Raw genomic sequence first — 26,201 nt, forward strand, 5'->3', positions numbered from 1 at the left:
GCAGTTGGCCTTGCTCAGGCGCATCGATACAGCACGGCGGCGGAAAAATAAATATCTTCCCGTGTCCGCTGGGCCCGGACCGCCTTTTACCGGTTCAGCATAGAACAACCCAGTTAAAGCCTGTGGACCGCCGCCCCCTAAAATAGGTTCCAAAACAGCTTTGCACAGGGTTATTGATAAGTGCTTGGCAGATGAGGATAAGTTGCAGCCTACGAACGATCGACCTAGTGTGGTGAATGGCAAATCGGCGCGAAACACGAACGCACGGGCCCGTTTCAAGCCGCGTTCATTCCGACCAGACCCTTTTGAGCCCAAGATGACCAAAGCCACCCCCTCCCCGGACGACGCGCGCAGCCTTTCCTCGAGTAAGCGAAGTTATCCCCTGATCCGGGCCGTTGTCGCCCAGATCGCCGCTGCCGTTATCGTGATTGGTGGCCAGCAGATCTTGGGAAACCGGGCCGATCTTGTTCTTCCCTTACCGCTCTTATTGGCTTTCCAGGGAGTGATCGCGGCTGGCCTGGGACACTTGCTGGGCCTTGCGCGATGGTGGCTTCCGATCAATCTTCTGCTGCCGGCGGCAGCCGCGCTGGCACTCTTGCTCAACCTCCCCGCTTGGATCTATCCGTTGCTGTTCCTGGCCCTGGCTCTGGTGTTTTGGAACAGTGCCGACGACCGGGTCCCGCTCTATCTCACCAACCGAAAAACCTGGCAGGCTCTCGAGGCCCTCCTTGGCGCAGAGGCGCAGCGCTCGAAAGAGCCCCTCAAGGTAAGCGATATCGGTTGCGGTCTGGGCGGGGCACTGCTCTACCTCGCCCGCCGATATCCGCAGGCAGAGTTCGTCGGTATTGAATCGGCACCGCTGCCCTACGCCCTGGCGCGCCTGCGCGCGTTGGTCAGCGGCGCCCCCAATCTCGAAATCCGCTACGGAGACCTCTGGAAACAGGACCTGAGCGTCTTCGATCTGGTCTATTGCTTCCTCTCCCCGGAACCCATGCCACGGCTTTTCGAGAAGGCAAAACGCGAAATGGGGTCCGGCACGCTCCTGATCAGCAATTCCTTTGAAGTTCCCGGGGTCACAGCCGACGAAGTGGTCACGGTCCAGGACAGCCGAGAGACCGAACTTCTCGTCTACCGCCTCTGACAAAGGCAGTCTTCGACTGCGAGAGGTCGAATTTTCTCCTAATAAACAGGTTATTAACCGAATTCGATCTAACTTTGCTCAAATTCCATCATTAGGAAACTTGGGCTCAGATGTTTGTCATTATCGGTCTTGTGGTTGTCTTTGGCTGCGTCGCCGGCGGCTATGTCGCCATGGGCGGAAAGCTGGGCGTTCTGTGGGAGCCCTTCGAATTCGTCATCATCCTCGGTGGCGGCGTCGGCGCCTTTATCATCACCAACAACTCTAAGGCGATCATCGGCGGCGTCGGCAAAGCCTTCGGCCGTATGCTGAAGGGCCCCGTGTATAAGAAAGAGGACTACCTCGAACTGCTGACCATGCAGTACCAGGTTTTCCGTTTGGCCAAGACCAAGGGCATGCTGGCCCTAGAACCTCACATCGAAAACCCGCACGAAAGTTCGCTCTTCTCGGAATTTCCGAAGTTCCACGGCGACCACCACGCAGTGGATTTTCTCTGTGACTACCTGCGCCTGATGTCTCTCGGCGCCAACAAACCTCACGAAATTGAAGCGATCATGGATCTCGAACTCGAGACCCATCATGCGGAAGAACACGCAATCGGCGGCGCCATCGCCGGTCTGGGCGACACTCTGCCCGCTCTGGGCATTGTCGCGGCGGTTCTGGGCGTGATCAAGACCATGGGCTCCATCTCCGCGCCGCCGGAAATTCTGGGTGGTCTGATCGGTGCAGCGCTTGTCGGCACCTTTTTCGGTATTTTCATGGCCTACGGCGTCGTCAGCCCCATGGCCGGCGCCTTCAACGTGGTCGTCGCAGAAGACTCCAAATACTACGAGTGCATCAAGGCGGGGATACTGTCCCACATGGCCGGCAACCCGCCGACGGTGTCCGTCGAATACGCCCGCAAATGCCTGCTGTCCCACGCACGTCCGAGCTTCGCGGAGGTCGAGGAAGCCTCCGACGCACTGCCCGCACCCGCCTAGCCCCGCTGTCGTTTGATGATAGAGGCATCGGGCACATCGATCTTGTAAGCGGCGGGAGCCGTATCAGAGGAAAGCAAATCTAAATGGCCGAAGAGGGCGAAAATGGCGGTGATGGTGGTGGCAACATCATCATTATCAAGAAGGTCAAGAAAGGCGGCCATGGATCCCATGGCGGTGCATGGAAGATTGCCTACGCCGACTTCGTGACCGCCATGATGGCCTTTTTCCTCCTGATGTGGCTGCTCGCCAACACCACGGAGGAACAAAAGAAAGGCATCGCCGACTACTTTACGCCCACCACACGGGTCTCCTCCACGACCAGCGGTTCCGACGGCGTCCTCGGTGGACAGACCGTCACGGAGGAAGGCGCGATGATTTCCGATCGATCAGCAATCGGGATTCAGGTCACCCTGCCCCCGGCGGAGGAGTCGGAACCCGATCCTGACGCCCCACCCGAAGAAACCGCCGCTGCCAAGGCGGCGCGTGAGGCCGAGGAAGCCGCCCGAAAAGCCAAGTTCGAGGAAGAAACCAAACAGTTTGACGAAGCCAAAGCCGCGTTGAAGCGGGCCATCATCGAAGCGCCGGAACTCAGTGAACTGGTCAATAATCTCGTGGTCGACAATACACCGGAAGGCCTGCGCATTCAGCTTGTCGATCAGGACGGAAAGTCAATGTTCCCTTCGGGCCGGGCCGACATGTTCGAACATACTGCCAAGCTCATGGCCCTTGTCGTCAAGGCGATCGGTGATCTGCCGCAGAATATCTCTATCAAAGGCCACACCGACGCGACGCCCTTCTCCGGTGCGAACGGATACAGCAACTGGGAACTCTCGACCGACCGCGCCAACGCCAGCCGCCGCGCGCTGATCGACTCGGGACTGACGCCCGAGCGCGTGGTGTCGGTGGTCGGGCGTGCCGCGATGGATCCACTCATCATCGAGGATCCCAGGTCACCGCAAAACCGGCGTATTTCGATTATTCTGTTGCGGGAAAACCAGGACGTTGAAGCCGAAGGCGAAGCGGTGAATTAAGCTTCAGTGGTTCTAAGGCGCCCGTGTGACCGAACCTCCCGGGTCTTTACGGCCGATGGTCAAAACGAGCCGCGGCCTGACCGAAACTCTATTTTCCGCTATGCTCTTCAACATCTTTCTTGCACGGAAAACAGAAGAGAATTTCCAAGCGGACCCCACAGTCGGACGCCGGGCCTGATTCGCTTGAACACCTCGGCCTATCCTCGCTATGTTGCCCCGAACAAAGCTGACCTTTCACGACGCAGGCCGCTTTAGACGGACGCTCTAAACCGCGTTCATTTTTATCCTTAGACACAGGAAAGCGAAAAGCGATGGCCCAAACAGAGTCTCTCGCCACGACGCAGTGCCCTTGCGGATCAGGCCGGAGTTTTGACGCCTGCTGCGGGCTCGCACTCGGTGGCACGGCGGCACCAACCGCGGAAGCCTTGATGCGCTCGCGCTATACCGCTTTTGCCATCGGGAATATCGATTACCTCGCCGAAACCCTGTCGTCCGAGGCGCGCAAGGATTTCGATAAGACCGATGCGGAAAACACAGCCGGAAACGCCAAATGGCAGCGACTGGAGGTCCGCGCTGTTACAGACGGTGGTGAGAAGGACGAGACCGGAACCGTTGAATTCGTCGCGCACTTTACCCTGGGCGGCCAGCGGCACGCGCATCACGAGCTGGCTGCCTTCGAGCGTGAAGAGGGCCGCTGGGTCTATACCACCGGACAGATAAACCCTAAGGAAGCGCCGCGCGAAGTCGTCAAGATCGGCCGCAACGCCCCCTGCCCCTGCGGTTCGGGCAAGAAATACAAGAAGTGCTGCGGGGCTTAACCGAACAAGCGCTGCTGACAGCACCGCTCTCGTGATAGGGCGCCCGCAAGTGCCACATCAGTTACCGATCGCAATTGCTTTCCCCGGTCCAGCTCCTCTGAATCGGGGAAAGCAGTAAAGCGAGTCTCTTAAGCCGCCGTCACCCGACCAAGCGCTTCATCAATCGCCGAGACGATCTCGTCGATATCGTCCTTGGTGGCGATCAGCGCCGGGGAGAGACAGAGCGTATTGTTCAGGCCCGGCAGTGACCGGTTGGTGGCGCCGATGACGACGGCGTTGTTTTTCATGCAGTCGCCGACGATAGCCTGGGTCACGGACTCGGGGACCGGGTCGCGGGTTTCGCGGTCGGCGACCAGCTCGGCGCCGACGAAGAGGCCTTTGCCGCGGACTTCGCCGATCATGTCGTACTTGCCCTTCAGGCCCTCCAGTTTATCAACCAGGTAATCGCCCATCTTCGCGGTGTTTGCCAGCAGGTTTTCATCTTCCAGAATGCGCATGTTTTCGATCGCTGCCGCCGGGCCGCCCGTGCAGCCGCCGAAGGTGGAGATGTCGCGGAAATAGCTCATGGGTTCTTCGGGATCGGACTTGAACTCCTCGAACAGGGCTTCCGTGGTCACCGTGCAGGAGATCGCGGCATAGCCCGAGGCGACCCCCTTGGCCATGGTCACGATGTCGGGCTTGATGCCGTAATGCTGATAGCCGAACCACTCGCCGGTCCGGCCCATACCGCAAACGACCTCGTCGATAATCAGGATGATGTCGTACTTCGCGCAGATTTCCTGAACCCGCTCCCAGTAACCCGCGGGCGGCACGATCACACCACCGCCTGCCGTCACCGGCTCCAGGATCAGGCCGCCCACCGTATCAGCGCCCTCGCGCAGGATGACCTCTTCGATGGCGTTGGCCGCGCGCACGCCGTAGTCTTCGACCTCGCCCCACTGGGAACGGTACTCAAGGCAGTGCGGCACCTCGACGAAGCCCGGCGTAAAGGGTCCGTACATGCCTTTGCGCTCCTGCTGGCCGCCCGAGGACAGGGCCGTGATGGTGGTGCCGTGGTAGTCGCGCTCGCGGTAAAGGATCTTGTGCTTCTTGCCGCCGTGCTTCTGATGAGAGATCTGACGGACGATCTTATAGGCCTTCTCGTTCGCCTCGGAACCGGAGTTGGAATAGTAGACGCGGCTCATACCCGGCATCTTGGCGATCAGCATCTCGGCGAAGTTGGCGCCGGGGATAGTGCCCATGGAGCCGGCGAAGAAGTTCATCTTGACCAGCTGATCGCGCACGGCGTTGGCGATGCGCTCGCGGCCATAGCCGACGTTAACGGTCCAGACCCCGCCGGAGACCGCGTCCAGGTGTTCGCGCCCGGCCTGGTTCCAGACCCGCAAGCCCTTGCCCTCGATGATCAGGAGCGGATCGACCGTCTCGAACTTCTTATGCTGGGTCAGATGGTGCCAGATACGGGTCCGGTCATTCTCGATGACCTGGCTGAAATCGTTGACGTCGACATTGATGTTCATTGTTTTTCTCCCAAATGACCCGCAACAGCCCCACAACAGACTGTGAGAACTCCGCCTAGATGGCTCTGTGCCTGGATGTAACCGGTTACAGAACTCTTCTGTCCCATATCCGTCATAGCCCAGAGTCGAGAGCAAGCGCAATTTCGATTTTCAATTCGACATCGAATCTTGCCTGTTCAGCCAACCGAGCCGGATCGATACCTTAACTGATGGATCCAAGATCGTTGTAATATCGGCCATAGCGACAACCGGTTTGTGCAGTGGAGCGGCAAAGCCTTGGCAGCGAGCGACAATCAGCCGGAAAAAAACTTGATGACAGCCCGCCCCTTCCCATGTCAGGCTCCCGCCATGATCAACTCCTTCGCCGCTTTTTGGTTTTACTTTAGCTATCCGGGCCCAATGGCGGACGGAGGGGATCCTATGTTCTGACGACAACAGACGTATAAGACCGATCCAACCGCCAGCTCACTGGCGGTTTTTTTGTTTCCGCTGGGAGCCACAGACAAGGAACCCGAGCGATGCAACAAACAACCGATGATCTGAGAATCAAAGAGATAACCGAGCTGGTCTCCCCCGAGAAGCTCCTGGATGAAATCCCGCTGACCCCGGAGACTGCGAAAACAGTCCGGGGCACACGCACCGCCATCCAGCGTATTCTGAAAGGCCAGGACGACCGGCTTCTGGTGGTCGTCGGCCCCTGTTCGATCCATGACCCGGAGGCCGCGCTGGACTATGCGCAGCGTCTCTCGGCTTTGCGTCTGGAGCTGGCAGGAAGTCTGGAAGTGGTCATGCGGGTCTATTTCGAGAAACCCAGAACCACGGTCGGCTGGAAAGGCCTGATCAACGATCCGCATCTGGACGGCAGCTTCGACATCAACAGCGGACTGGCCAAGGCAAGGCGCCTGTTGGCGCAGATCAACGAGATGGGCGTGCCGGTCGGATGCGAGTTTCTGGACACCACCGTACCGCAATACATCTCGGATCAAGTCAGTTGGGCCGCAATCGGGGCCCGCACGACGGAAAGCCAGATCCATCGGGAACTGGCGTCCGGCCTCTCCTGCCCGGTCGGGTTCAAGAACGGCACCTCGGGAGATATAAAGATCGCACTTGATGCAGTACAGTCAGCCGCCCATGCGCATCACTTCATGGCAGTCACCAAAACCGGCCGCTGCGCCATCGCCGCGACGACCGGAAACGAAGACTGCCACATGATCCTGCGTGGTGGGGCCGCTCCGAACTATGATGCGGGCTCCGTCGACGCGGCCTGCCGCGCGGCAGAGGCCGCGGGTCAGCGCGGCGTCGTCATGATCGACACCAGCCACGCCAACAGCGCTAAGAAGCCCGAGAATCAGCCCCTGGTCGCCGCGGATATCGCAGACCAGATCGCCGGCGGCGAGCGTCGTATTCTGGGCCTGCTGATCGAGAGCCACCTCGTTGCCGGACGCCAGGATCTCACCAACAAGCCGCTGAAGTACGGCCAATCGGTGACTGATGGCTGCATCGATTGGGCGACCACGATTGACGTGCTTTATGGTCTGGCCGAAGCCGTGTCGGGACGCAGGCGGGCAGCGGCCTGAATGAATGAAAATCGGATAAGCAACGTCCGGAGGCCTGAGCCAGGGCTTCCGGCGCCGTTGACTTGATGCGATGCGGGGCCTAGCCTGACAGCTGAACATAACGGAGCACAGCTTCATGATCTCTCCCGTCGTCGTCCGCAGGAAAAGGCGCAGGGCCCGTTAACGGGTCCGGAGGATCATTCCATGCGCCCCCGAGAAACCGGGGGCTTTTTTTATGCGCGCGTTTTAGACCCAAGGACATACAAACCCCATATGCTCCGAGCCGCCTCCTCCCCGCCCCGAATGGTCACACTGGTGCTGCTGACCGCGCTGTCGACGCTGTCCCTCAATATGTTTCTACCCTCGCTCCCCGGCATGGCCTTGGACTTTCAGGTGGACTATGCGCTGGTCAACCTCTCGATCGCAGGCTACCTGGCAATCACAGCGGTTCTGCAGGTCATCATGGGTCCGCTTTCCGACCGCTTCGGGCGGCGCCCGGTGCTGCTGGTTGGGCTGGTGGTTTTCGTCATGGCCTCGCTGGGCTGTGCGCTGGCAACGGACATCTGGGTCTTCCTTACCTTTCGGATCCTTCAAGGGGCGATCATCGCCGGAACCGCCCTCTCACGCGCTGTGATCAGGGACATGGTTCCGGCACAGGAGGCTGCGAGCCTCATGGGGTATGTCAGTATGGCCATGGCGGTCGCGCCCATGCTGGGACCGATGTTCGGCGGGGCGCTGGACGCCGTCTTCGGATGGCGGGCAAATTTTCTGGCTTTCACGGGGCTGGGCGCCGTTCTGCTGCTGTTGTGCTGGACCGACCTAGGGGAGACCAACAAGGAGCCCTCGGAAACCTTTGCCCGGCAATTCAGGAGCTACCCGGAGCTCTTTCAATCGCGGCGTTTCTGGGGTTACTCCCTCTGCATGGCCTTTTCGACCGCCGCCTTCTACAGTTTTCTGAGCGGCGTGCCCCTGGTCGCACAAACCCTGCTCGGCGTGAGTTCCGCCGAACTTGGTCTTTACATCGGCTCGATCACGGGCGGTTTTTTCTTCGGCAGCTTTCTCTCTGGACGCCTGGCCAAGCGCACCGCCCTTACCACCATGATGATCGCAGGGCGGGTTGTTGCCTGCGGCGGTCTGCTGATCGGTCTCGCTTTCATTGCCACCGGCACCGTCAATCTGCTTACCCTGTTCGGCGCGACGCTCTTCGTGGGGATCGGCAATGGCTTGACCATGCCCAGCAGCAACGCCGGCGCGCTCTCTATTCGCCCCCGGCTTGCCGGCAGCGCATCGGGCCTCTCCGGGGCACTGACGGTCGGTTCGGGCGCTGTCTTCACCTCGGTCACCGGCGCAATCCTGACCGAAGAGAACGGAGCCTTCGCACTGATTGCACTGATGCTCTTCTGCTCGGCAGCCGGGCTCTTGGCCGCACTCTCCGTGCGCCGGATTGACCGCCGCGAGAGCTTGTTGCCTCCCTCGGCCAGTTCCTGATTGCTTGCGGAACGGTGTTTACATAAAGTCCTTTGGCGTCACGTCCGGCGCGCTGTTGTCCATGTCGAACAGCAGTTTCCAGCTGCCGTCGCCCGCTCTGCGATAAACGATGGCCACGCGGCCGGTGGTGCCCGGCTCATCGACATCCGCATCGGGTTTGAAGTAAAAGCTTCCGTAGATCAGCGCCATAGACTCCTGTTCGAAGACCGCTTCTTCCTTGAACATCAGCGTGCCGGTGACCTGGGGAAAAGAGCGTTCATAACAGGCTCTGATTTCGTCGATGCCGCGCATCAGTGGTGTTCGCGCCCCCGCATAGCTGCTCTCGGGATCATAAAGCGACATCAGGCTTTCGATGTCTTTCGCGTTGAAAGCCGCCAACCATGCTCCAAGACATTCACGCACACCCGATAAGTCTGTCATTTGATTGCCTTGAGATTGTTTTGAGATTTACTTGAACAAGATCGAAGTCCGCCAATTCTAGCAATCGAAGTCGCCGAGCTAAACGTTCAGGCTTGATTGTTCATTCCGTGCTGGCGTCACGCTGCAATTAACTGCAATACTGATGTTAATGAATGACGGCGACGGGTCGTTAGCGCCGCGGTTTGCGATAGCAACCTGATACGCCGAGACAAGAACAGGCGAGTTAGTCAGGGGTAGTCTATGACCGAAACAGAGCACGTGCGCCTGCTCGATAGTTACGACCCGAACGATTTTTACTGCGAGATGCTGGGCAAAAACGCTTCCGTCGCACCGCACACCAAGCCCGTCCGCTACAAGCTCGGTCAGATCCCGGTCAATGAGTTTCGAGACCGCGCGCACGATGCCGAGCTGGAGCTCTATAACTTCGGCATTACCTTCACGGTCTATACTCAAAAAGAAGCCATAGATCGAATACTGCCCTTTGATGTGATCCCGCGGGTCATTTCAGCGCAGGAATGGGACTTCATCGAGCGCGGCGTCGCCCAGCGGGTGACGGCTCTGAATTGCTTCCTCTGGGACATTTATCACGACCAGAAGATCCTGAAAGACGGGATTATTCCGAAAGAGCTGGTGCTCGGCAATCCCGGCTATCGCCCTGAAATGGAAGGCCTGGACGTCGCGCACAAGAACTACGTCCACATCAACGGGACTGATCTTGTGCGCGGCGGCGACGGCAAATTCTATGTCCTGGAAGACAACGCCCGTTCACCATCCGGTGTTTCCTACGTCGTGGAAAACCGCCATCTGATGCAGCGGATCTTTCCGGATCTGATGCGCGACATTGGAATCCGTTCCGTCTCCAACTATGGTCAAAAGCTGCACGAAGCCCTGACCGAGATGGCGCCGGACTCGGTCCTCGATCCCCAGGTCGTTCTGCTGTCGCCCGGAACCTATAACTCGGCCTATTTCGAGCACATCTTTTTGGCACGGGAGATGGGCGTTCCCTTGGTGGAAGGCCGGGATCTCGTGGTCGAGAACGACCGCGTCTTCATGAAGACCGTCAACGGTCTGCGGCCGGTTGACGTGATTTACCGGCGAATTAACGACGACTTCCTGGATCCGGCCGTCTTCAATCCGGAATCCACGCTTGGCGCCGCCGGTCTGATGGGCGCCTACCGTAAAGGCAACGTCGCCCTCGCAAATGCCGTGGGCACCGGCGTCGCGGACGATAAAGCTGTTTACGCTTACATGCCACGCATCATCAAATACTACCTTGATGAAGACCAGATCATCGACAATGTGGAAACCCACATCTGCCGGGAGAAGGAAGGTCTGGACTACACGCTGGCCAACCTCGACAAGCTGGTGGTCAAACCGGTAGGCGAAGCGGGTGGCTACGGCATCACCATCGGACCGCGCGCGTCCGCCGAAGCACTCGAGGCCTGCCGCAAGGAGCTTCTGGAAGATCCGGCCAACTACATCAGCCAGCCGATGATCAATCTCTCGGTCTGTCCAACACTGGTCGACGAGGGCATCGAACCGCGGCACGTCGACTTGCGGCCCTTTGCGGTCACCGGCAAATCCACCTGGGTTTTGCCGGGCGGCCTGTCCCGGGTCGCTTTGACAAAGGGATCGATCGTCGTCAATTCATCGCAAGGTGGCGGATCAAAGGATACCTGGGTTCTTGAATAATCATCTTCTCTCCCGCTATGCCGAAGCCGTCTACTGGCTCGCCCGCTATGTCGAGCGGACGGAAAACCTGGCCCGCGTCCTCGATGTCAACGAGACGTTCAGCCGCGACAGCCGGGGCAGTCAGAACTGGCAGATGATCCTTCAGCTCTATCGCGACGAAGAACGCTTCGCCGAGACCGCTATGGAAGCCAGTGCGGATAACGTCCTGTATTTCTACGTGCTGGATCCCAACAACCCCTCCTCAATCATCTCCTCGATCGGGATGGCACGGGAGAATGCGCGAACCCTGAGGCCCCTGATATCCACCGAAATGTGGATCCAGCTCAACATCCTCTACAATCATCTGCGCGCCATGACCCGCGCCAACCTTGCCGCGCCACGCATTGCCCGGCTCTGTTCCTTTATCAAGGAAGCCTGCCAGACTCACACGGGGATTACCGAGGGAACCTTTTACCGCGACGAAGGCTGGTATTTTTATCAGCTTGGCCGCTGGGTCGAACGTGCGGACCAAACCACGCGGCTGCTCGACGTCAAATATCATCTGCTCTTGCCCTCCCCTCAAGCCGTCGGCTCGCCACTGGATGTCAGCCAGTGGAACTCGGTTCTTCGCTCGGCGGCGGGATACCATGCCTTCAGGCGGGTCCACCCCAGGGGTATGTCTCCAACCGGGGTGGCCGGCTTCCTGCTCTTTCACAAGCGGTTCCCCAGATCAGTCCTGGCCTGTATCGAGGAACTGGAAGAGCTTTTGCACGAGATGAAGTCAACTTATGGCCTAAAGCGCGGCGTTGGCGCCCTTGAGCAGTTGGATGGCCTGCGCGGTGGCCTGGTAAACCAGACCGCCGAAGCCATCGTGAAAACCGGGTTGCACGAGTTCCTGGATTGGATCCAGTGCAGTTTAATCATTGTGCATGATGAATTGGGCCGGGACTTCTTCGGGTATGAGGAGGCCCAGTAGAGAAGAGGCGCAATAGAGAAAGAGCGCAATAGAGGAGAAGCAGGGCAGAAATGCTTGCCAAATCAAGTTTCTGCTGCCGATATGGTCCAGAGCAGGGTAAGCTCTATCCGTGTGACTGCGAGAGCATCGATGAAACCGGATAAAAACACTGCGCACCCAGGTCGAGTAGCAAAGCAATGGCGGGTTCCGCCCCAGGTCTATTGCGCACTGCCGGAAACACCCTGTCCCTATCTGGAGGGGCGCTGGGAGCGCAAGGTTATGACCGACATTGCCGGCGCCGACGCCGTCGAGCAATACGACCTTCTGTCCCGCGCCGGCTTCCGGCGCAGTCATTTCTTCTCCTACCGGCCCGCCTGCAGTGGCTGCAATGCCTGCGTACCGGTGAGAGTGATTGCCACGCAATTTCAGCCCGGCAAGTCCCTGAAGAGGGTAGCCAACCGAAACAAAAGCCTTCACGCCAGCGAACGCCCCGCCGTCGCGACGCACGAGCAATATGCCCTGTTCGACCTCTATCTGACCTCCCGGCATGCGGACGGCGAGATGATCGGAATGCGCTTCGACGACTACAGCGGCATGATCGAGCACACACGCCTGAACACCAACGTTATCGAGTTCCGGGACGAGAGCGGACGATTGCTCGCGGCCTGCCTCGTCGATTGGCTGATCGACGGCCCCTCTGCCGTCTACAGCTTCTTTGATCCGGATCTTGAGGATCAGAGCCTTGGCAGCTATATGGTGCTCTGGCTGATCCAGGCCGCTGTCGCGCGCGGGCTGTCATATGTCTATCTGGGATACTGGATCGAAGCTTCTCCCAAGATGTCGTATAAGACCCGGTTCCGGCCGATTGAGGGTTTTACACCGCAGGGCTGGAAAATCCTGTTTGACTGATGATCCGGCAGTTGCCCGCTTAACAGGTAAAGTCATGCCAACAGAGAACTCTATCGGTCTTTGAACGCGAGCACCCCGCCTGCCGCCTCTCTCAGTAGATCACAACGCAGGCATTAGATCACAACGCAGGCTCGCGAATTTGAACACTGCGGCAAAGAATCATCTAAAAATTGAATTCATTAGAAGAGTAAAACCGAAAGAAAGAGCTTCGGAAAAGTATTATTTTTGCAAAAAATGTAAGTTTATTTGTCACTTACGGGTCACGGTAAATCCATTGTCTGCCTAATATCTAGGCGTGTTTTCCTCTCTGTTGCAACGGCAAGAGAAGGTCTCTATTGTCTCGCAACGGCAGCCCGGATGGGGACAAAAATCTTCCGGATTTCTGCCAAAATTTTGTATCAGGGAGGATATTATATGAAACGTCGTGACTTCCTAAAGCGGGCCTCGGCTACCGGCGCCGCAGCTGCAGCAACTGCAGCAGTCGCGTCCAGTTTTCCGACGCCTGCGATCGCGCAGGACAAACGCGAACTGAAGATGGTCACAACCTGGCCGAAGAACTTCCCGGGTCTGGGCACTGGTGCACAGCGTCTGGCTGATTCCATCACCAAAATGACGGATGGCCGGATCACGGTGAAGCTCTTCGCAGCAGGCGAATTGGTTCCGCCTTTCGAGTCATTCGACGCCGTCTCCAGCGGCACAGCCGACATGTACCATGCCGCCGACTACTACTGGCAGGGCAAGTCAAAGGCTTACAATTTCTTCACGGCCGTGCCTTACGGCTTCACCGCGACGGAAATCGATGCCTGGATCAACCACGGCGGCGGTCAGGAGTTGTGGGACGAACTCGGGGCAGACTTCAACATCAAGCATCTGCCGGCCGGTAACACCGGTGTCCAGATGGGTGGCTGGTTCAATAAGGAGATCAATTCTCTTGAAGACTTCAAAGGCCTGAAGATCCGTATGCCGGGTCTGGGCGGTGAAGTCCTTCGCCAGATCGGTGCAGCGGCTGTCAACCTTCCGGGCGGTGAAATCTTCCCGTCTCTGCAGTCCGGCGCTATCGACGCAACGGAATGGGTTGGCCCCTGGAATGATCTGGCCTTTGGCTTCTACAAGGTCACCAAGTTCTACTACTGGCCCGGTTTCCACGAGCCCGGCTCGATGCTTTGCTGCGGTATCAACAAGTCCGTCTGGGAGAGCTTCAGCGAGAGCGACCAGGCTCTGATCCGGGGCGCCGCACTGGCTGAAAACAACTACTCGCTCGCGGAATACAACGCGCGGAACAACGACTCCCTGAAGACCCTGATCAACGATCACGGTGTTCAGCTGCGCCAGTTCAGCGACGAGGTTATGACCGCAATCGGGACCGCATCGGGCGAAGTTGTCGCCACCGCGGCCGATGAGGGCGGGATCACGAAAAAGGTCTACGACAGTTACATGGCCTTCCGCAGCGGTTCGATCGCCTGGTCGAAGCTCTCGGATCAAGGCTACTGGAACGCTCGTTCCTTGCCGTTCAAATACGGACGATAGGCCTTAATTGCGCTTACGCCTGCGGGTAAGAGCCAAGGGAGTGAGCGTGAAAGCTTAGAGAGAAGGTCCGCACTGAACGCCAGCGCGGACCTTTTCGTCATTCAAGACCGTAAATCCTCCTCTCGCCCGATGATGAGAGGCTGATTTGAGATCTTTACCGACCCAGCGAAATACGATCAGACCCAAGGGGCCGAAACGGAAATAAGAAAAAAAATCCGTGACGGAAAAAGGAGGCAGAGTGAGTTCTCTGGCCAAGTTGGCAAAAACAATCGACGCACTTAATCAGGGAATCGGCCAAAAAATCGCCTGGCTGGCTCTCTTGATGGTGCTGGTTCAGTTCATCGTCGTGGTGATGCGCTACGTCTTCGGCATCGGCTCGATTTTCATGCAGGAGTCCGTGATCTATATGCACGGCATCCTCTTCATGGCCGGCGCGGGTTACACCCTGCTGCACGGTGGCCATGTCCGGGTGGATATCTTCTATCGCGAGGCCAAACCAAGGACCAAGGCGATCGTGGACCTGCTCGGTGTGATCCTGCTGCTGGCACCGGTCTGCGTCCTGATCATGGTGTACAGCATGCCTTACGTGATCAATTCCTGGAAGGTCCTGGAGCATTCCAAAGAAACCAGCGGTATTCCGGCCGTGTTTCTGCTCAAGACCATGATCCCGGTTTTCTGCGTACTGGTTTTCGCGCAAGGCATTTCGCTGGCGATTCACTCGGTCCTCGTTCTGCGCGGCGTGGAAGACATGCCCGCCGAAGAAGACCACGAGGTATTTTGAGATTATGGCCGAGACTTTTCTATTCATCATGTTCGGCGCAGCCTGCCTCTGCCTGATGGCAGGCTTTCCCGTTGCCTTCACCCTCTCCGGTGTCTCGCTCGCGGTCGCTCTGGTAGCCAATGCCTACGGCGTTTTCGATATGACGCTGTTCGGCGCCCTGCCCTCGCGGATCTACGGCAATGCCATGACCAACGAAGTCCTGATCGCCGTTCCGCTTTTCGTCCTGATGGGCGTCATGCTGGAACGGTCGAAAGTGGCCGAAGAGCTGCTGGACACCATGGCACAGCTTTTCGGCTCCCTGCGCGGCGGCCTGGGCATTTCGGTCACCATCGTGGGTGCTCTGCTCGCCGCATCGACCGGTATCGTGGGCGCCACCGTTGTCACCATGGGCCTGCTTTCCCTGCCGACCATGCTGCGCCGGGGTTACAACCCCTCGCTGGCCTGCGGATCGATCTGCGCATCCGGAACCTTGGGCCAGATCATCCCGCCGTCGATCGTACTGGTCATTCTGGGCGATCAGATCTCCAACGCCTATTCCGACGCACAGCGCATCGTCGGTAACTGGTCGCCGGATCCGGTATCAGTCGGCGATCTCTTCGCGGGTGCTCTGATCCCCGGTCTGCTTCTGGTGGGTATGTATATTACCTACCAACTGCTCATGGCCTTTTTCGTGCCAAACTCTTCACCGCCGGTCCCGCGTGACGAAATCGTTGTGGGCGGTCCGTCCTTTGTTGCAAAGGTCATGCATGCCCTGGTGCCGCCCGTCGCCCTGATCATTGCGGTGCTGGGATCGATCCTCGCAGGTATCGCGACCCCGACGGAGGCTGCGGCCGTCGGCGCCATCGGCGCCACCTTGCTCGCAGGTCTGCGGGTTCAGGAACTGGGCATGCTGGACGATGTGCAGACCAGCGGTAACAGCCTGATCGGCAAGACCCTCGATGACGGCACCAAGCGGCCGATCATCGTCGCCGCCATCTCTCTGGCCATCATGCTGATCCTGCAGGGCTTCTTCGATCTGCGGGTCTCGCGTAACGAAATCGGGACCGCAGATACAATCGGCATTTTAATCGCCGCCGTCTGCTGCATCGGCCTCGCCTGGGGCCTGCTGGTCAGCCTCGGACGTGTCTGGGCCACCTCTATCCTGACCCCGGTCATGCGCACGACCATGGAAATCTCCTCCATGGTCTTTGTGATCCTGATCGGTGCGGCCGTGTTCTCACTGGTCTTCCGGGGACTGGGCGGCGATGAATTCGTGCACGAGTTCCTGGACAACATCCCGGGCGGCAAGGCCGGCCCCTATGCCATCCTGATCGTGATGCTGGTGATGTTCTTCCTGGGCTTCTTCCTGGACTTCATCGAGATCACCTTCGTGGTGGTGCCCATCGTGGCACCGGTGCTGCTGCAGAGCGATATCAGCCCGGTCTGGTTGGGTGTGATGATGGCCATGAACCTTCAAACATCGTTCCTGACCCCGCCCTTTGGCTTCGCCCTCTTCTACCTGCGCGGCGTCGCACCCAAGAGCGTGACCACCATGAATATCTACAAGGGTGTCGCACCCTTCGTAGTCATTCAGATCATCGCCCTGCTGGTTCTGGCCCAGTTCCCTGAACTGGCGACCTGGTTGCCGAAGGTGGTGTTCGGATAGCTTCAAACAGCTTTGAGAGAAAAGAGCCGCAGGAGAAATTCTGCGGCTCTTTTTTTATCACCGAATGCAGTGCTGGAAAGGTTGCGACATGCCCCCTGTTCCGGTTTTCACATCTTCACGAAAATACGATCAAACAATGTGAAAATAAGCCTTTGGATCCCTTGCGGCTTTCCGCGTTTTCTTGCAGAGTTTCCATGATGGTTCCGCCAACCGACCGAGCGGCGGATCAAAAGGGAACACGGTGAGGCGTACCCATCAGGGACCGAGACCGTGGCTGCCCCCGCAACTGTGAGCGGCATGAGACATCCGTAAAGCCACTGGCCGTTCAGGCTGGGAAGGCGGATGAAACTGCAAGCCGCAAGCCAGGAGACCTGCCATCACATCCCGCGCCTTTGCGCGCACAACATAACCTCTCTACGCACGGTGGGTGCGGAAAGGACAATCAAATGCATATCGAACCCGGCGTCGTTGACGGCGCAAAACTGGTTTTAAGCTATGGAACGGCGGCGGCCTCTCTCGGCCTGCTCGGTAAAATGGCGCTGGACACTGTTCGCAAAGATGGCGGCATTGCAGCCTTGGCCATGCGCAGCGTCGTGACCACTGCGCTCGTCTTCTCTTTCTTTGAAATCTTTCCGCACTATCCGGTCGGTGTGTCGGAAGTACACTTTATCCTGGGGTCGACGCTCTATCTGATGTTCGGCGCCGGACCAGCCGCAATCGGACTTGCCGCAGGTCTGTTGTTCCAGGGACTCTTCCTCGCGCCCTTCGATCTGCCGCAATACGGCATGAACGTCACCACGCTCCTGGTTCCACTCTGGGGCCTGAGCCTGCTGGCCAAGCGGATCATTCCCGCTGATACAGCTTACGTGGATGTGAAATACTCCCAGGCGCTTGCCCTCTCGACCGCTTATCAGGGCGGTATCGTGGCCTGGGTTGCGTTCTGGGCCTTCTACGGCAGTGGCTTCACTGCCGAGAACCTCGCGGCCGTGGGGACGTTTGGAGCGGCTTACATGACGGTCATCATTCTCGAACCTTTGGCCGATCTTGCGGTTCTCGCACTGGCTAAATTCCTGGCACCCTATGCCAAGAATCCGCTGCTTTATAACCGACTTCACCACGCGGCGAGCTAGATCAGATCAAGTTTAGATGGAATCGCCGAAGGCGATCTATCGTGCTTGTGAATCTGATCTAACTATAAGATATAGAGCGGATTCACACCTTTAGGCAAAACCACGAAGTGGTTCTGTCTAAAGATGATCCGGTCTAACCGCGACATCTGCTTCCTGCGACGTGGAATGAGCAGGAAAAAGGGCCGCTGGATTTTTCCAGCGGCCCTTTCGCATTGGAGTATCCGGCTTGATCAGCCGCGCTTAAAACGCTTGAGCAGTTGCCACGCTGCCGGCAAGACAGCGGCGGCAAGCGCCAGCTTGGCAAGGTCCCCGAGCAGGAAGGGCGTCAGTCCCCATTCCACAATCGGCTTGTCCCAGCCAAAGAGAACGCCGAGGTAGAGAACACCCGGAACGTAGATCACGACATTGCCGATCAGCATGGCAAGCGCCGTGGTCAGCACCCTGCGGTCCCAGCCGCGCTCCGCGAGCCAGCCAAGGAGGGCTGCCGCCAGCACAAAACCAAGAAGATATCCGCCGGTCGGCCCTGCCATGTAGAGCAGGCCGATGCCCTTTTCGGGAGTCCCGGAGAAGACGGGCAGACCAGCTGCCCCCTGCGCCAGGTAGAAAAGAACGCTGGCGGCGCCCAGACGCCAGCCCAACGCCATGCCAAGCGCCAGCACGGCAAAGGTCTGCATCGTCATCGGAACCGGATAGAAGGGAATTTGCACTTTCGCCGCGATCGTCAGCAGCACGCTGCCGGCAAAGACCAGCAGAACAGCGCGGCCGGCGCTCATCGCTTTGCTTCCCGACGGCCAAAGGGCATCTGCAAGCGTTGCGTTTACAGTCTGTGCACCCTGCATTTCATTTTCCTCACTTAACATCCGAAATTGGATTACGACCGCGAAAGCAGTCAAACATAGCTTCTTTTAAGCCTTTCGCCGCGCCGCGCAAACCGCTTTGTCAGCCGAATTTGTTGGAGCGCGGAAAACCGTTGGGCGGCAGGCGGCCGGAACCGGCCCGGTTGCCGAGCCAGGCTTCAAGGTTCGTCTCCGTGCGTTTACGGCCCGACCCGATCGACCAGGTCAGGCCCTCGGCCATGGAGAAGGTTTTGACATCCGCGAGACCGCCATCCTTATAGCGCTGTAGGATCACACCGCGTCCACGGCTCATTTCCGGCACCTGGTCCAGAGGGAACACCAGGAGTTTACGGTTTTCACCGATCGCCGCCACCATGTCGCCCTCGGCCGCGGCGCAGATGGCCGCCTCGACTCCGGGAGAGAGATTCAAAACCTGTTTGCCCGCTTTCGTCTGGGCAACCACGTCTTTTTCCGCGACTTGGAATCCGCGTCCGTCCGCCGAGGCGACAATCAGCTTTCTCTCCGGATCATGGACGAAAAGGCCGACGATGTCCTGGTCGTTGGGCAGGTCGATCATCAGGCGCAAGGGTTCGCCGAAACCGCGGCCACCGGGCAGCTTGTCGCCGCCGATCGTATAAAACCGGCCGTTGGTCGCGAAAATCAGCAGTTTATCCGTGGTTTGCGCATGTACAGCAAAGCGGCCCCGGTCACCTTCCTTGTGCTTGGCGTCGGAGACATCCTCGATGTGCCCCTTCATGGCGCGGATCCAGCCCTTGGAGGAACAGAGAACCGTAATGGGTTCACGTTCGACCACCGCCTCCATGGGGATAACCACATCAGAAGGCGGCGCACCGATCTCCGTCCGGCGTGCCCCGATCTCGGTTTTCGGCCCGAAGGCTTTCTTGATGCCCTGAACCTGGCCTGAAATCTCGCTCCAACGACGGCTCTCGTCGGCCATCAGATCCCGCAGGTCGGCCTGTTCTGCGGAAAGCTCGTCGTGTTCCTTCCGGATCGTGATTTCTTCCAGCTTGCGCAGGGAGCGCAGGCGCATGTTGAGAATCGCCTCGGCCTGCGCATCAGTCAGATCCCAGCGGGCCATCATCACGGCTTTGGGTTCGTCCTCCTCGCGGATGATCCGGATCACCTCATCCAGGTTCAGGTAGGCGATCAGATAGCCTTCCAGGACTTCGAGCCGCCGCGCGATCTTCTCCAGCCGGTGTTTCGTCCGCCGCTCCAGCACCACAAGGCGGTGATCGAGGAAGGCCTGCAGGACCTCGCGCAGGTTCATGACTCTGGGCGTATTGTCCGCATCCAGAACATTCATGTTCAGGCCTGCGCGGGTCTCCAGATCGGTCTGCCGAAACAGCGATTCCATCAGAACTGTCGGGTCGACGTTCCGGCTTTTGGGTTCAAGGATCAGCCGCACCTCATCCGTCGATTCGTCCCGCACATCGCCCAGCATGGCGAGCTTGCGGGCCGTGAGGAGTTCCGCGATTTTTTCGACGAGACGGGACTTGGCGACCTGGAACGGAATCTCCGTGACGACGATCTGATAGCCGCCGCCTTTCAGGTTTTCCTGCTCCCAGCGCGCACGGACCCGGAAAGACCCGCGCCCCGTGCTGTAGGCCTGCAGGATCGACTGACGGCCTTCCACCAGGACGCCGCCGGTCGGAAAGTCCGGCCCTGGAATAAAGTCCACGAGTTTTTCGAACCCGGCGTTCGGGGTCTTGATCAGATAAATCAGGGCATCACAGATTTCACCCACATTGTGGGGCGGGATCGAAGTGGCCATGCCGACCGCGATACCTTGAGATCCGTTTGCCAGCAGGTTGGGAAAGTTGGCGGGCAGGACCACCGGTTCTTCGGCTTCGCCGTCGTAGGTCGGCCGGAAGTCGACGGTGTCCTCGTCGATGCCTTCGAGTAATGCGGTCGCGACAGCGGTCATGCGCGCTTCGGTGTATCGCATCGCCGCGGCATTATCGCCGTCGATGTTGCCGAAATTTCCCTGACCGTCGATCAGGGGATACCGCAAGGCAAATTCCTGCGCCAGCCGCACCAGCGCGTCATAGATCGACTGATCACCGTGAGGATGGAACTTACCGATAACGTCACCGACCACGCGGGCAGATTTTTTAAAGCCGGAGTTCGGGTCCAGCTTCAATTGCCGCATGGCATAGACGAGACGTCTGTGTACCGGTTTCAGGCCGTCGCGCACGTCGGGCAGCGACCGGGCCATGATGGTGGACAGGGCGTAACTCAGATAGCGGTCGGATAGGGCTTCGGTGAGACGAACGTCACGGATTTCGCCACCGGCAGCTGGTACAACGGATTGACTCATATTCTCCTCATCAGGCTACCAGATATAGTACCTGAGTGCTGCCGCATGACAACCGATTGCGCTCGGTCAGATGTGATTTTTACAGGGCATTTTGGGCCTTCACCTAAGTCGGATCATCATCCTGGCCGGGAAGCGGAAAAAGTGCGGCGAGACGCTCGCGTGCCGGTGGCAGGGGACGATCCTGCAGATGAAAAACCGACCGCTCGAGGAAATAGCTCGAGAGCTGAAGACCCTGGGCGACTTCCTCGGGGCCGCCCGCGCCTCGCCCGATCAAAAAGGGTGGTAAAGGCAGCAGCCTGTCCCGGTAAGGTTCACCGGCGGCAAGAGAGACCGCCCGTCCCGTCCGCGGACTGACATAGGCCAGCTGATCGTTGTCACCACCCGCCGCGCAGGCCGAAAGATCCAATCCGAATCCAAGATCTGCCAGCAAACCGAGTTCCCAACGCACATAGATTTCGGCCCAGTGATCGCCCTCAAGCGCATCGAGCAACGCCAGAAAGCCATGGAAACAGGCCGGATGGGCTTCCCGTTCCGGCAGGGCGCGCTCGCAGATCGCCGCCGCTGCAGTCAAGGCGGTCAGGCGCCTGGGTTGATCCAACAGGCGTGCCGCGTGGCTGGTCTCAAGCTCGCATTTAAAACTGCCCAGGTTGTCGGCCAGCCGCCCGGACCAGGTCACGACAAGACGGTTTCCCGGCTGATAGATCGCACGGGCCTTACGCCCCTGCCCGCCTTGTACCAATCCCGCATGACGCCCCCGCTCCGGGGTCAGGACATGGATGATGGCCGCGGTTTCGCCGTGGGGACGCACCGACAACACGATCCCGTCGTCGGTCCATTCGATCATCCCGGGACCTGCGGTCTTTGCGGGGGGGCCGTCCGGCGCTCAGGCATTGAACTCCAGGCCCCATTCCCGGTAGCGCTCGGGATCGTCGACCCAACGTTCCCGAACCTTGACGAAGAGGAAGAGATGTATTTTTCGTCCCGTCATCTCTTGGAGTTCGGCCTGCGCCTCCTCACGGATGCGCCGGATCATCTGGCCTTTCTTTCCAAGACAGATCGATTTGTGCTGATCCCGCTGAACATAGATGGTCTGTTCCAGTCGAGCGCTGCCGTCCTGGAAATCTTCCCAGCTTTCGGTCTCGACCGTCAGAGCATAGGGTAATTCCTGATGCAGATGCAGGAAGAGCTTCTCCCGGGTCACCTCGGCGGCCAAAAGGCGCATGGGCAGGTCGGAAAGCTGGTCATCCGGAAACAGCCATTCGCCGGAAGGCACCGACGCCGCCAGATAGCTCATAAGATCCTTCACGCCGTCGCCCTTGAGCGCGGAGATCATAAAGGTCTCATCGAAGATTCCTTCGGCATTGAAGAGCGCGATGAGCTCCAGCAGACGCTCGCGTTTGATCGCATCGATCTTGTTTAAAACCAGCACCGCCCGGCGGTTGGTTTCCTTCAGGCCATCGATAATCATCCGGGTGTCTTTGTCGATGCGTTTTCGGGACGCGTCGTAAATCAGCACGATCGAATCCGCATCCCGCGCACCGGCCCAGGCCGCAGCCACCATGGCGCGCTCGAGTCTTCTCTCGGCCGCAAAGATACCGGGTGTGTCGACCAGAACGATCTGGCTGTCGCCCTCCATGGCAATGCCGCGGATCCGGGCCCGAGTCGTCTGAACCTTGTGGGTCACAATGGAAATCTTCGCGCCGACTAGGCCGTTGAGCAGCGTCGACTTTCCGGCGTTGGGGGCTCCAAGCAAAGCCACGACACCGCAGCGGTGGCTGTTGCCGCCTTCTTGTGTCTCGCGGTCGGACTTGGCGCTATCGGTCATGTTGATCTCCGGCCTTTAGGCGTTTCAACAACGCCTGCGCCGCACTTTGTTCAGAAATACGTTTCGAGCGCCCCTCGCCCCGTTCAGGAGGATGGCCCTCGACGCAGACCTCGATCGAGAAGGTCGGCTGATGCGGCGGGCCCTCGCGCCCGACTTCCCGATACTGAGGCAGAGGAAGACCCCGGGCCTGTGCCCATTCCTGCAAGCCGGTTTTCGCGTCTTGAGGCGGCTTCCCCGCAGAATTGAGGTAGGGCTCCAGAGCCGTTTCGACAACCCGCCGCGCGGTCTCCAGTCCGCCATCGAGATAGAGCGCGCCAATCACGGCCTCGCAGGCATCTGCGAGGATTGCCGGGTTTTCGCGCTCTCCGGCTTCATCCTCCCCCTTCGCAAGGCGCAGGTATCGGTTGACCTCCAGATCACCCGCGACATCAGCCAGGGTCTCCCGGCGGACCAGAGCGGTATGGCGCCTGGCAAGCGCGCCCTCACTTTCCTTGGGAAATCGCCGCAGCAACATATCGGCAACGATCAAACCCAGTACGCGGTCGCCGAGGAACTCCAAACGCTCATAGCTGTCCGCCACGCCGGCCTTGCGCTTCATGGCCGCGCTCGGGTGGGTCAGCGCTCGTTTCAGCAGGCCCGGTTCCTGAAAGACGTAACTTAGCGTCTTGGCGAGGGCTTCCGGCGGCGCGCCACCCCGGTCATTACGGTTTTCGCTCTCAAGGCCCTCGCGCTCCCGGCTGTCAGGCGCCGAACCATGAGGCTTCTGGTCCTTTTTATGATCGTCACTCACGGCAAAATCAGTCGATTCCATCACCGAGCCGTCCGAAGCGGATCGCCGTCGGCCATTTCCAGATCTCCCAGAAACGGGCCGAACTGTCGTGGGAGAAGAAAAGGAACTCGGCGCGCCCAATCAGATTTTCCGCCGGGATAGGACCAATGCCGCGGCTGTCGAGGCTGTTGTCACGGTTGTCCCCCATGCCGAAATAGTGTCCCGGCGGCACCTTAAAAGCCCGCGTATTGTCGAAGCGAAGGCTGTCTCCAAACTCCCAAATCAGATACTGGCGGCCGTTCGGCAGGGTCTCCAGGTATTCCGTCGCGGTTTCGGGCATGTTGTAGGAATTCCGTTCAGGCCGGTCCGTAATCTTTTCACGCTTCACCGCCTCGCCGTTGATGTGCAGGACGCCGCCGGTCACCTGAATGGTGTCGCCGGGTAGGCCGACGATGCGCTTGATGTAATCAGTCTTGTTTTCACCCGGCTTTTTGAACACCGCCACGTCGCCGCGCTCAGGCTCGTCAAACAGAACCCGGCCCCGGAATATCTTCGGGCTAAAGGGGAAGGAGTAGTGCGAGAAGCCGTAGGAAAATTTGGAGACGAAAAGATAGTCGCCCACCAGAAGGGTCGGCCTCATGGAACCGGAGGGAATGTTGAAGGGCTCGTATGCGAAGGTGCGCACGAAAAAGGCGATCAGGACGGCATAAACAACCGTCTTGATGGTCTCCATGGCAGCGCCGGGAGCTTTCTCGCCGTTATCCGAGACCTGCGATTCCGCATCCACATCGGGGCTCTCTTGCTTTTTCGACATTCTTCAATCAGGTCCTTGGCTATCCGCATTCCGGCTGACCTTTGGATGGTCACCGCCTGAAAGCATGGCTGAACGGCAGTCTGCCGGAGGTCTTATCACTATGCCGCCAACCGCATCAGGACGTCGGCACGGCAGAAATAATCACGATGGCCTGCGCCAGCGGGAAGTCGTCGGTTATAGTCAGATCGACCTGCACTGTCATCCCTTTGGGCGTCAATTCGCGCAGCCTCTCCGCCGCACCGCCGGTCAGCGCCATCGTCGGCTTACCGGACGGCAGATTGACAACCCCAAGATCACGCCAGTGAACGCCCCTGCGGGGCACACCCGTGCCCAGGGCTTTCGCGCAGGCCTCTTTCGCTGCGAAACGCTTGGCATAGCTGGCGGCCCGCTGCGCTCTGCGCTCTGATTTGGCCTGCTCAAGCTCGGTAAAGACGCGGTTTGTGAAGCGGTCGCCGAAACGCTCCAGGGACTTCTCGATTCTGCGAATGTCGATCAGGTCGTTACCGATTCCCAAAATCATCAAATACCTCTGCCACCTGGAAGCCGGATCCTGTCGCACTGACCCGATAGAAAGCGCGAATCAGCTCCTACCACATAGTGTGACCGCGTGATCCGCCAAGAAATACCGGTTACGCGGTGCGCGCACCGCCCGCTTCGGCCCGTGCCTTATCCATCAGAGCACGCATCCGCTTGATGGAGCTGTCCAGACCGCTGAAAATCGCCTCTCCGATCAGAAAGTGCCCGATGTTTAGCTCCATGATGGTCGGGATCGCCGCAACGTCCGCAACAGTATCGAAGGTCAGTCCATGGCCGGCATGGCACTCAAGGCCGAGCTCCCGAGCGATTGCGGCCGCCTCGACGATCCGCCGCAGCTCCGCCGCCGTCTCCGGGCCGTCACCGTGCTCGATGTGACTCTCACAGTATGCGCCGGTGTGCAGCTCGACCACCGGTGCGCCCAGCGCGACGGCCGCTTCAAGCTGAGCCCTATCGGGATCGATAAAGAGGGAGACCCGAATTCCGGCCTCGGCCAGGCGATCGACGACCGGGCGCAAGGCCTCCAGGCCGCCCGCCGCATCCAGCCCGCCTTCCGTCGTAACCTCCGTGCGTTTCTCAGGCACCAGACAGGCCGCGTGGGGCTTGTAGCGCAGGGCAATACCGATCATTTCTTCGGTCGCGGCCATCTCGAAGTTCAGCGGCAGATCGATGTCCTTGGCCAGACGCTCGATATCGTCATCGCTGATGTGACGGCGATCCTCGCGGAGATGCGCGGTAATTCCATCGGCCCCTGCCGCCGCCGCCATACGGGCCGCGCGCACAGGATCCGGGTGGCGTCCGCCGCGGGCGTTGCGGATCGTCGCCACATGATCAATGTTCACCCCTAAACGCAGATAATCACTCATCTTCTTGTCTCCGCCACATGATCGTAAGGCAGCGCCGCAGCCGTTGCCGCCTGCTTTCGCCGCTTGCGCTCCATTTTTTTCTGCAGCCGCCGCAGGCGCGCCGTCTGGTAACGGTCAACCATGCGGCGCAATGGCCAGAAACACAAGAACCATGCCACGATTGCCGTCGGCACGGCCCCGATCACCATGGGAATAAACAGTCTCCGGAAGTTTTCAAAAATAAAGGTGGGGTGCTGAAGCAGGTAGGTCACGCTGAAGTCGTCGGCTGTGCCATTTCCGCCCATCATCCAGGTACCCAGATTGTAGATCCAGGCCCAGATCAGCGGAAAGGTCCAGGGATTGCCTACGACCGTACCGATCGCCGCCGCCATGAGGTTTCCGCGCAAAGCCAGCGCCAGAACGGCGGCCATCAGGAAATGTAGTCCAAGAAAAGGCGTGAAGGAAACCGCCGCGCCGCTCGCGAACCCCGCCGCAATCCGGTAGGGCGTCCCCGGCAAGCGCCTGAGACGGTGCGCGACATAGGATCCTGCGCGGCGCCACCCCTGCTTAGGCCAGAGAATCTGGGCTAAGCGTTTGGCCCAGGGGAGAGGATTACGTCGTTGAAACATGCCGCGCGTTTACACCTTGATGGATGCGGCAGCCCTCGCCGCCAC

24 protein-coding genes and 1 riboswitch are annotated in these 26,201 nt (G+C 59.2%); of the genes, 13 read left to right on the forward strand and 11 right to left on the reverse strand.

Annotation, left to right across the window (positions count from 1 at the left end):
• Nucleotides 1-316: 316 nt before the first annotated feature.
• The 4 genes from FKG95_RS10470 to FKG95_RS10485 all read left to right on the forward strand — a co-directional run bounded on the left by FKG95_RS10470 (nt 317) and on the right by FKG95_RS10485 (nt 3,967).
• Nucleotides 317-1,141: a class I SAM-dependent methyltransferase gene (locus tag FKG95_RS10470; protein WP_142896303.1), complete on the forward strand. Its 825-nt coding sequence runs from the start codon at nt 317-319 to the stop codon at nt 1,139-1,141.
• Between the two features lie 110 nt (nt 1,142-1,251).
• The gene (gene motA / locus FKG95_RS10475) at nt 1,252-2,118 is read left to right on the forward strand and encodes a flagellar motor stator protein MotA (RefSeq protein WP_142896304.1); all 867 of its coding nucleotides are present in this window, start codon (nt 1,252-1,254) and stop codon (nt 2,116-2,118) included.
• 83 nt (nt 2,119-2,201) lie between these two features.
• Nucleotides 2,202-3,149, forward strand: a complete 948-nt coding sequence (locus FKG95_RS10480) for a flagellar motor protein MotB (RefSeq protein WP_142896305.1) — start codon at nt 2,202-2,204, stop codon at nt 3,147-3,149.
• A gap of 311 nt (nt 3,150-3,460) precedes the next feature.
• Entirely contained in the window at nt 3,461-3,967 is a 507-nt protein-coding gene (locus FKG95_RS10485) for a YchJ family protein (protein WP_142896306.1), read from the forward strand.
• A 128-nt stretch (nt 3,968-4,095) separates the two neighbouring features.
• Here the strand turns inward: FKG95_RS10485 and FKG95_RS10490 are convergent, their stop codons facing one another.
• Entirely contained in the window at nt 4,096-5,484 is a 1,389-nt protein-coding gene (locus FKG95_RS10490; protein ID WP_142896307.1) for an aminotransferase family protein, read from the reverse strand.
• Between the two features lie 518 nt (nt 5,485-6,002).
• Between FKG95_RS10490 and FKG95_RS10495 the strand changes: the two genes are divergently transcribed.
• The gene (locus FKG95_RS10495; protein WP_142896308.1) at nt 6,003-7,061 is read left to right on the forward strand and encodes a 3-deoxy-7-phosphoheptulonate synthase; all 1,059 of its coding nucleotides are present in this window, start codon (nt 6,003-6,005) and stop codon (nt 7,059-7,061) included.
• Between the two features lie 252 nt (nt 7,062-7,313).
• Nucleotides 7,314-8,528, forward strand: a complete 1,215-nt coding sequence (locus tag FKG95_RS10500; RefSeq protein ID WP_142896309.1) for a multidrug effflux MFS transporter — start codon at nt 7,314-7,316, stop codon at nt 8,526-8,528.
• 18 nt (nt 8,529-8,546) lie between these two features.
• Here FKG95_RS10500 and FKG95_RS10505 read toward each other — a convergent pair whose 3' ends face one another.
• A complete protein-coding gene (locus tag FKG95_RS10505) occupies nt 8,547-8,948 on the reverse strand; it encodes a YybH family protein (RefSeq protein WP_142896310.1) in 402 nt (133 codons plus the stop codon).
• Between the two features lie 240 nt (nt 8,949-9,188).
• On the opposite strand from FKG95_RS10505, the gene FKG95_RS10510 reads away from it, so the two are divergent.
• The 7 genes from FKG95_RS10510 (at nt 9,189) to FKG95_RS10540 (ending at nt 17,566) form a co-directional block, all read left to right on the forward strand.
• Nucleotides 9,189-10,640 carry a circularly permuted type 2 ATP-grasp protein gene (locus FKG95_RS10510; protein WP_142896311.1) on the forward strand — a complete coding sequence of 484 codons (1,452 nt, stop codon included), beginning with the start codon at nt 9,189-9,191 and terminating at the stop codon, nt 10,638-10,640.
• A complete protein-coding gene (locus FKG95_RS10515; RefSeq protein ID WP_142896312.1) occupies nt 10,633-11,595 on the forward strand; it encodes an alpha-E domain-containing protein in 963 nt (320 codons plus the stop codon). Before FKG95_RS10510 ends, FKG95_RS10515 begins: the two co-directional genes overlap by 8 nt.
• A 129-nt stretch (nt 11,596-11,724) precedes the next feature.
• Nucleotides 11,725-12,483: an arginyltransferase gene (locus FKG95_RS10520; protein WP_179954037.1), complete on the forward strand. Its 759-nt coding sequence runs from the start codon at nt 11,725-11,727 to the stop codon at nt 12,481-12,483.
• Nucleotides 12,484-12,897: 414 nt separating this feature from the next.
• Nucleotides 12,898-14,010 carry a TRAP transporter substrate-binding protein gene (locus tag FKG95_RS10525; protein ID WP_142896313.1) on the forward strand — a complete coding sequence of 371 codons (1,113 nt, stop codon included), beginning with the start codon at nt 12,898-12,900 and terminating at the stop codon, nt 14,008-14,010.
• Between the two features lie 238 nt (nt 14,011-14,248).
• On the forward strand, nt 14,249-14,791 hold the full coding sequence (locus tag FKG95_RS10530) for a TRAP transporter small permease subunit (protein WP_142896314.1): 543 nt from the start codon (nt 14,249-14,251) through the stop codon (nt 14,789-14,791).
• Nucleotides 14,792-14,795: 4 nt separating this feature from the next.
• Nucleotides 14,796-16,436 (forward strand): TRAP transporter large permease, encoded by a 1,641-nt coding sequence (locus FKG95_RS10535; protein ID WP_142896315.1) that lies wholly within the window; start codon nt 14,796-14,798, stop codon nt 16,434-16,436.
• Nucleotides 16,437-16,617: 181 nt separating this feature from the next.
• Nucleotides 16,618-16,829, forward strand: a riboswitch (cobalamin riboswitch).
• A gap of 53 nt (nt 16,830-16,882) precedes the next feature.
• Nucleotides 16,883-17,566 (forward strand): energy-coupling factor ABC transporter permease, encoded by a 684-nt coding sequence (locus FKG95_RS10540; RefSeq protein ID WP_142896316.1) that lies wholly within the window; start codon nt 16,883-16,885, stop codon nt 17,564-17,566.
• Between the two features lie 230 nt (nt 17,567-17,796).
• Here the strand turns inward: FKG95_RS10540 and FKG95_RS10545 are convergent, their stop codons facing one another.
• The 9 genes from FKG95_RS10545 to FKG95_RS10585 all read right to left on the reverse strand — a co-directional run bounded on the left by FKG95_RS10545 (nt 17,797) and on the right by FKG95_RS10585 (nt 26,156).
• Entirely contained in the window at nt 17,797-18,405 is a 609-nt protein-coding gene (locus FKG95_RS10545) for a biotin transporter BioY (RefSeq protein ID WP_179954038.1), read from the reverse strand.
• Nucleotides 18,406-18,505: 100 nt separating this feature from the next.
• Nucleotides 18,506-20,740 carry a DNA topoisomerase IV subunit A gene (gene parC, locus FKG95_RS10550; RefSeq protein ID WP_142896317.1) on the reverse strand — a complete coding sequence of 745 codons (2,235 nt, stop codon included), beginning with the start codon at nt 20,738-20,740 and terminating at the stop codon, nt 18,506-18,508.
• Between the two features lie 103 nt (nt 20,741-20,843).
• Complete coding sequence (recO, locus tag FKG95_RS10555; protein WP_342779221.1) at nt 20,844-21,584, reverse strand: DNA repair protein RecO; 741 nt, start codon at nt 21,582-21,584, stop codon at nt 20,844-20,846.
• Between the two features lie 39 nt (nt 21,585-21,623).
• The gene (era, locus tag FKG95_RS10560; protein WP_142896318.1) at nt 21,624-22,565 is read right to left on the reverse strand and encodes a GTPase Era; all 942 of its coding nucleotides are present in this window, start codon (nt 22,563-22,565) and stop codon (nt 21,624-21,626) included.
• A complete protein-coding gene (gene rnc, locus FKG95_RS10565; RefSeq protein WP_142896319.1) occupies nt 22,555-23,376 on the reverse strand; it encodes a ribonuclease III in 822 nt (273 codons plus the stop codon). The genes era and rnc overlap by 11 nt, the downstream gene beginning before the upstream one ends.
• Complete coding sequence (lepB, locus tag FKG95_RS10570; RefSeq protein WP_142896668.1) at nt 23,363-24,067, reverse strand: signal peptidase I; 705 nt, start codon at nt 24,065-24,067, stop codon at nt 23,363-23,365. Before lepB ends, rnc begins: the two co-directional genes overlap by 14 nt.
• Nucleotides 24,068-24,263: 196 nt before the next feature.
• A complete protein-coding gene (gene acpS, locus FKG95_RS10575) occupies nt 24,264-24,668 on the reverse strand; it encodes a holo-ACP synthase (RefSeq protein ID WP_142896320.1) in 405 nt (134 codons plus the stop codon).
• Nucleotides 24,669-24,777: 109 nt separating this feature from the next.
• Nucleotides 24,778-25,548, reverse strand: coding sequence for a pyridoxine 5'-phosphate synthase (locus tag FKG95_RS10580; protein WP_142896321.1), 771 nt, complete (start codon nt 25,546-25,548; stop codon nt 24,778-24,780).
• A complete protein-coding gene (locus tag FKG95_RS10585; protein WP_142896322.1) occupies nt 25,545-26,156 on the reverse strand; it encodes a DUF2062 domain-containing protein in 612 nt (203 codons plus the stop codon). The genes FKG95_RS10580 and FKG95_RS10585 overlap by 4 nt, the downstream gene beginning before the upstream one ends.
• Nucleotides 26,157-26,201: the final 45 nt, after the last annotated feature.

The organism is Denitrobaculum tricleocarpae, assembly GCF_007004665.1.
GTDB classification, from domain to species: Bacteria; Pseudomonadota; Alphaproteobacteria; order Kiloniellales; family Kiloniellaceae; genus Denitrobaculum; species Denitrobaculum tricleocarpae.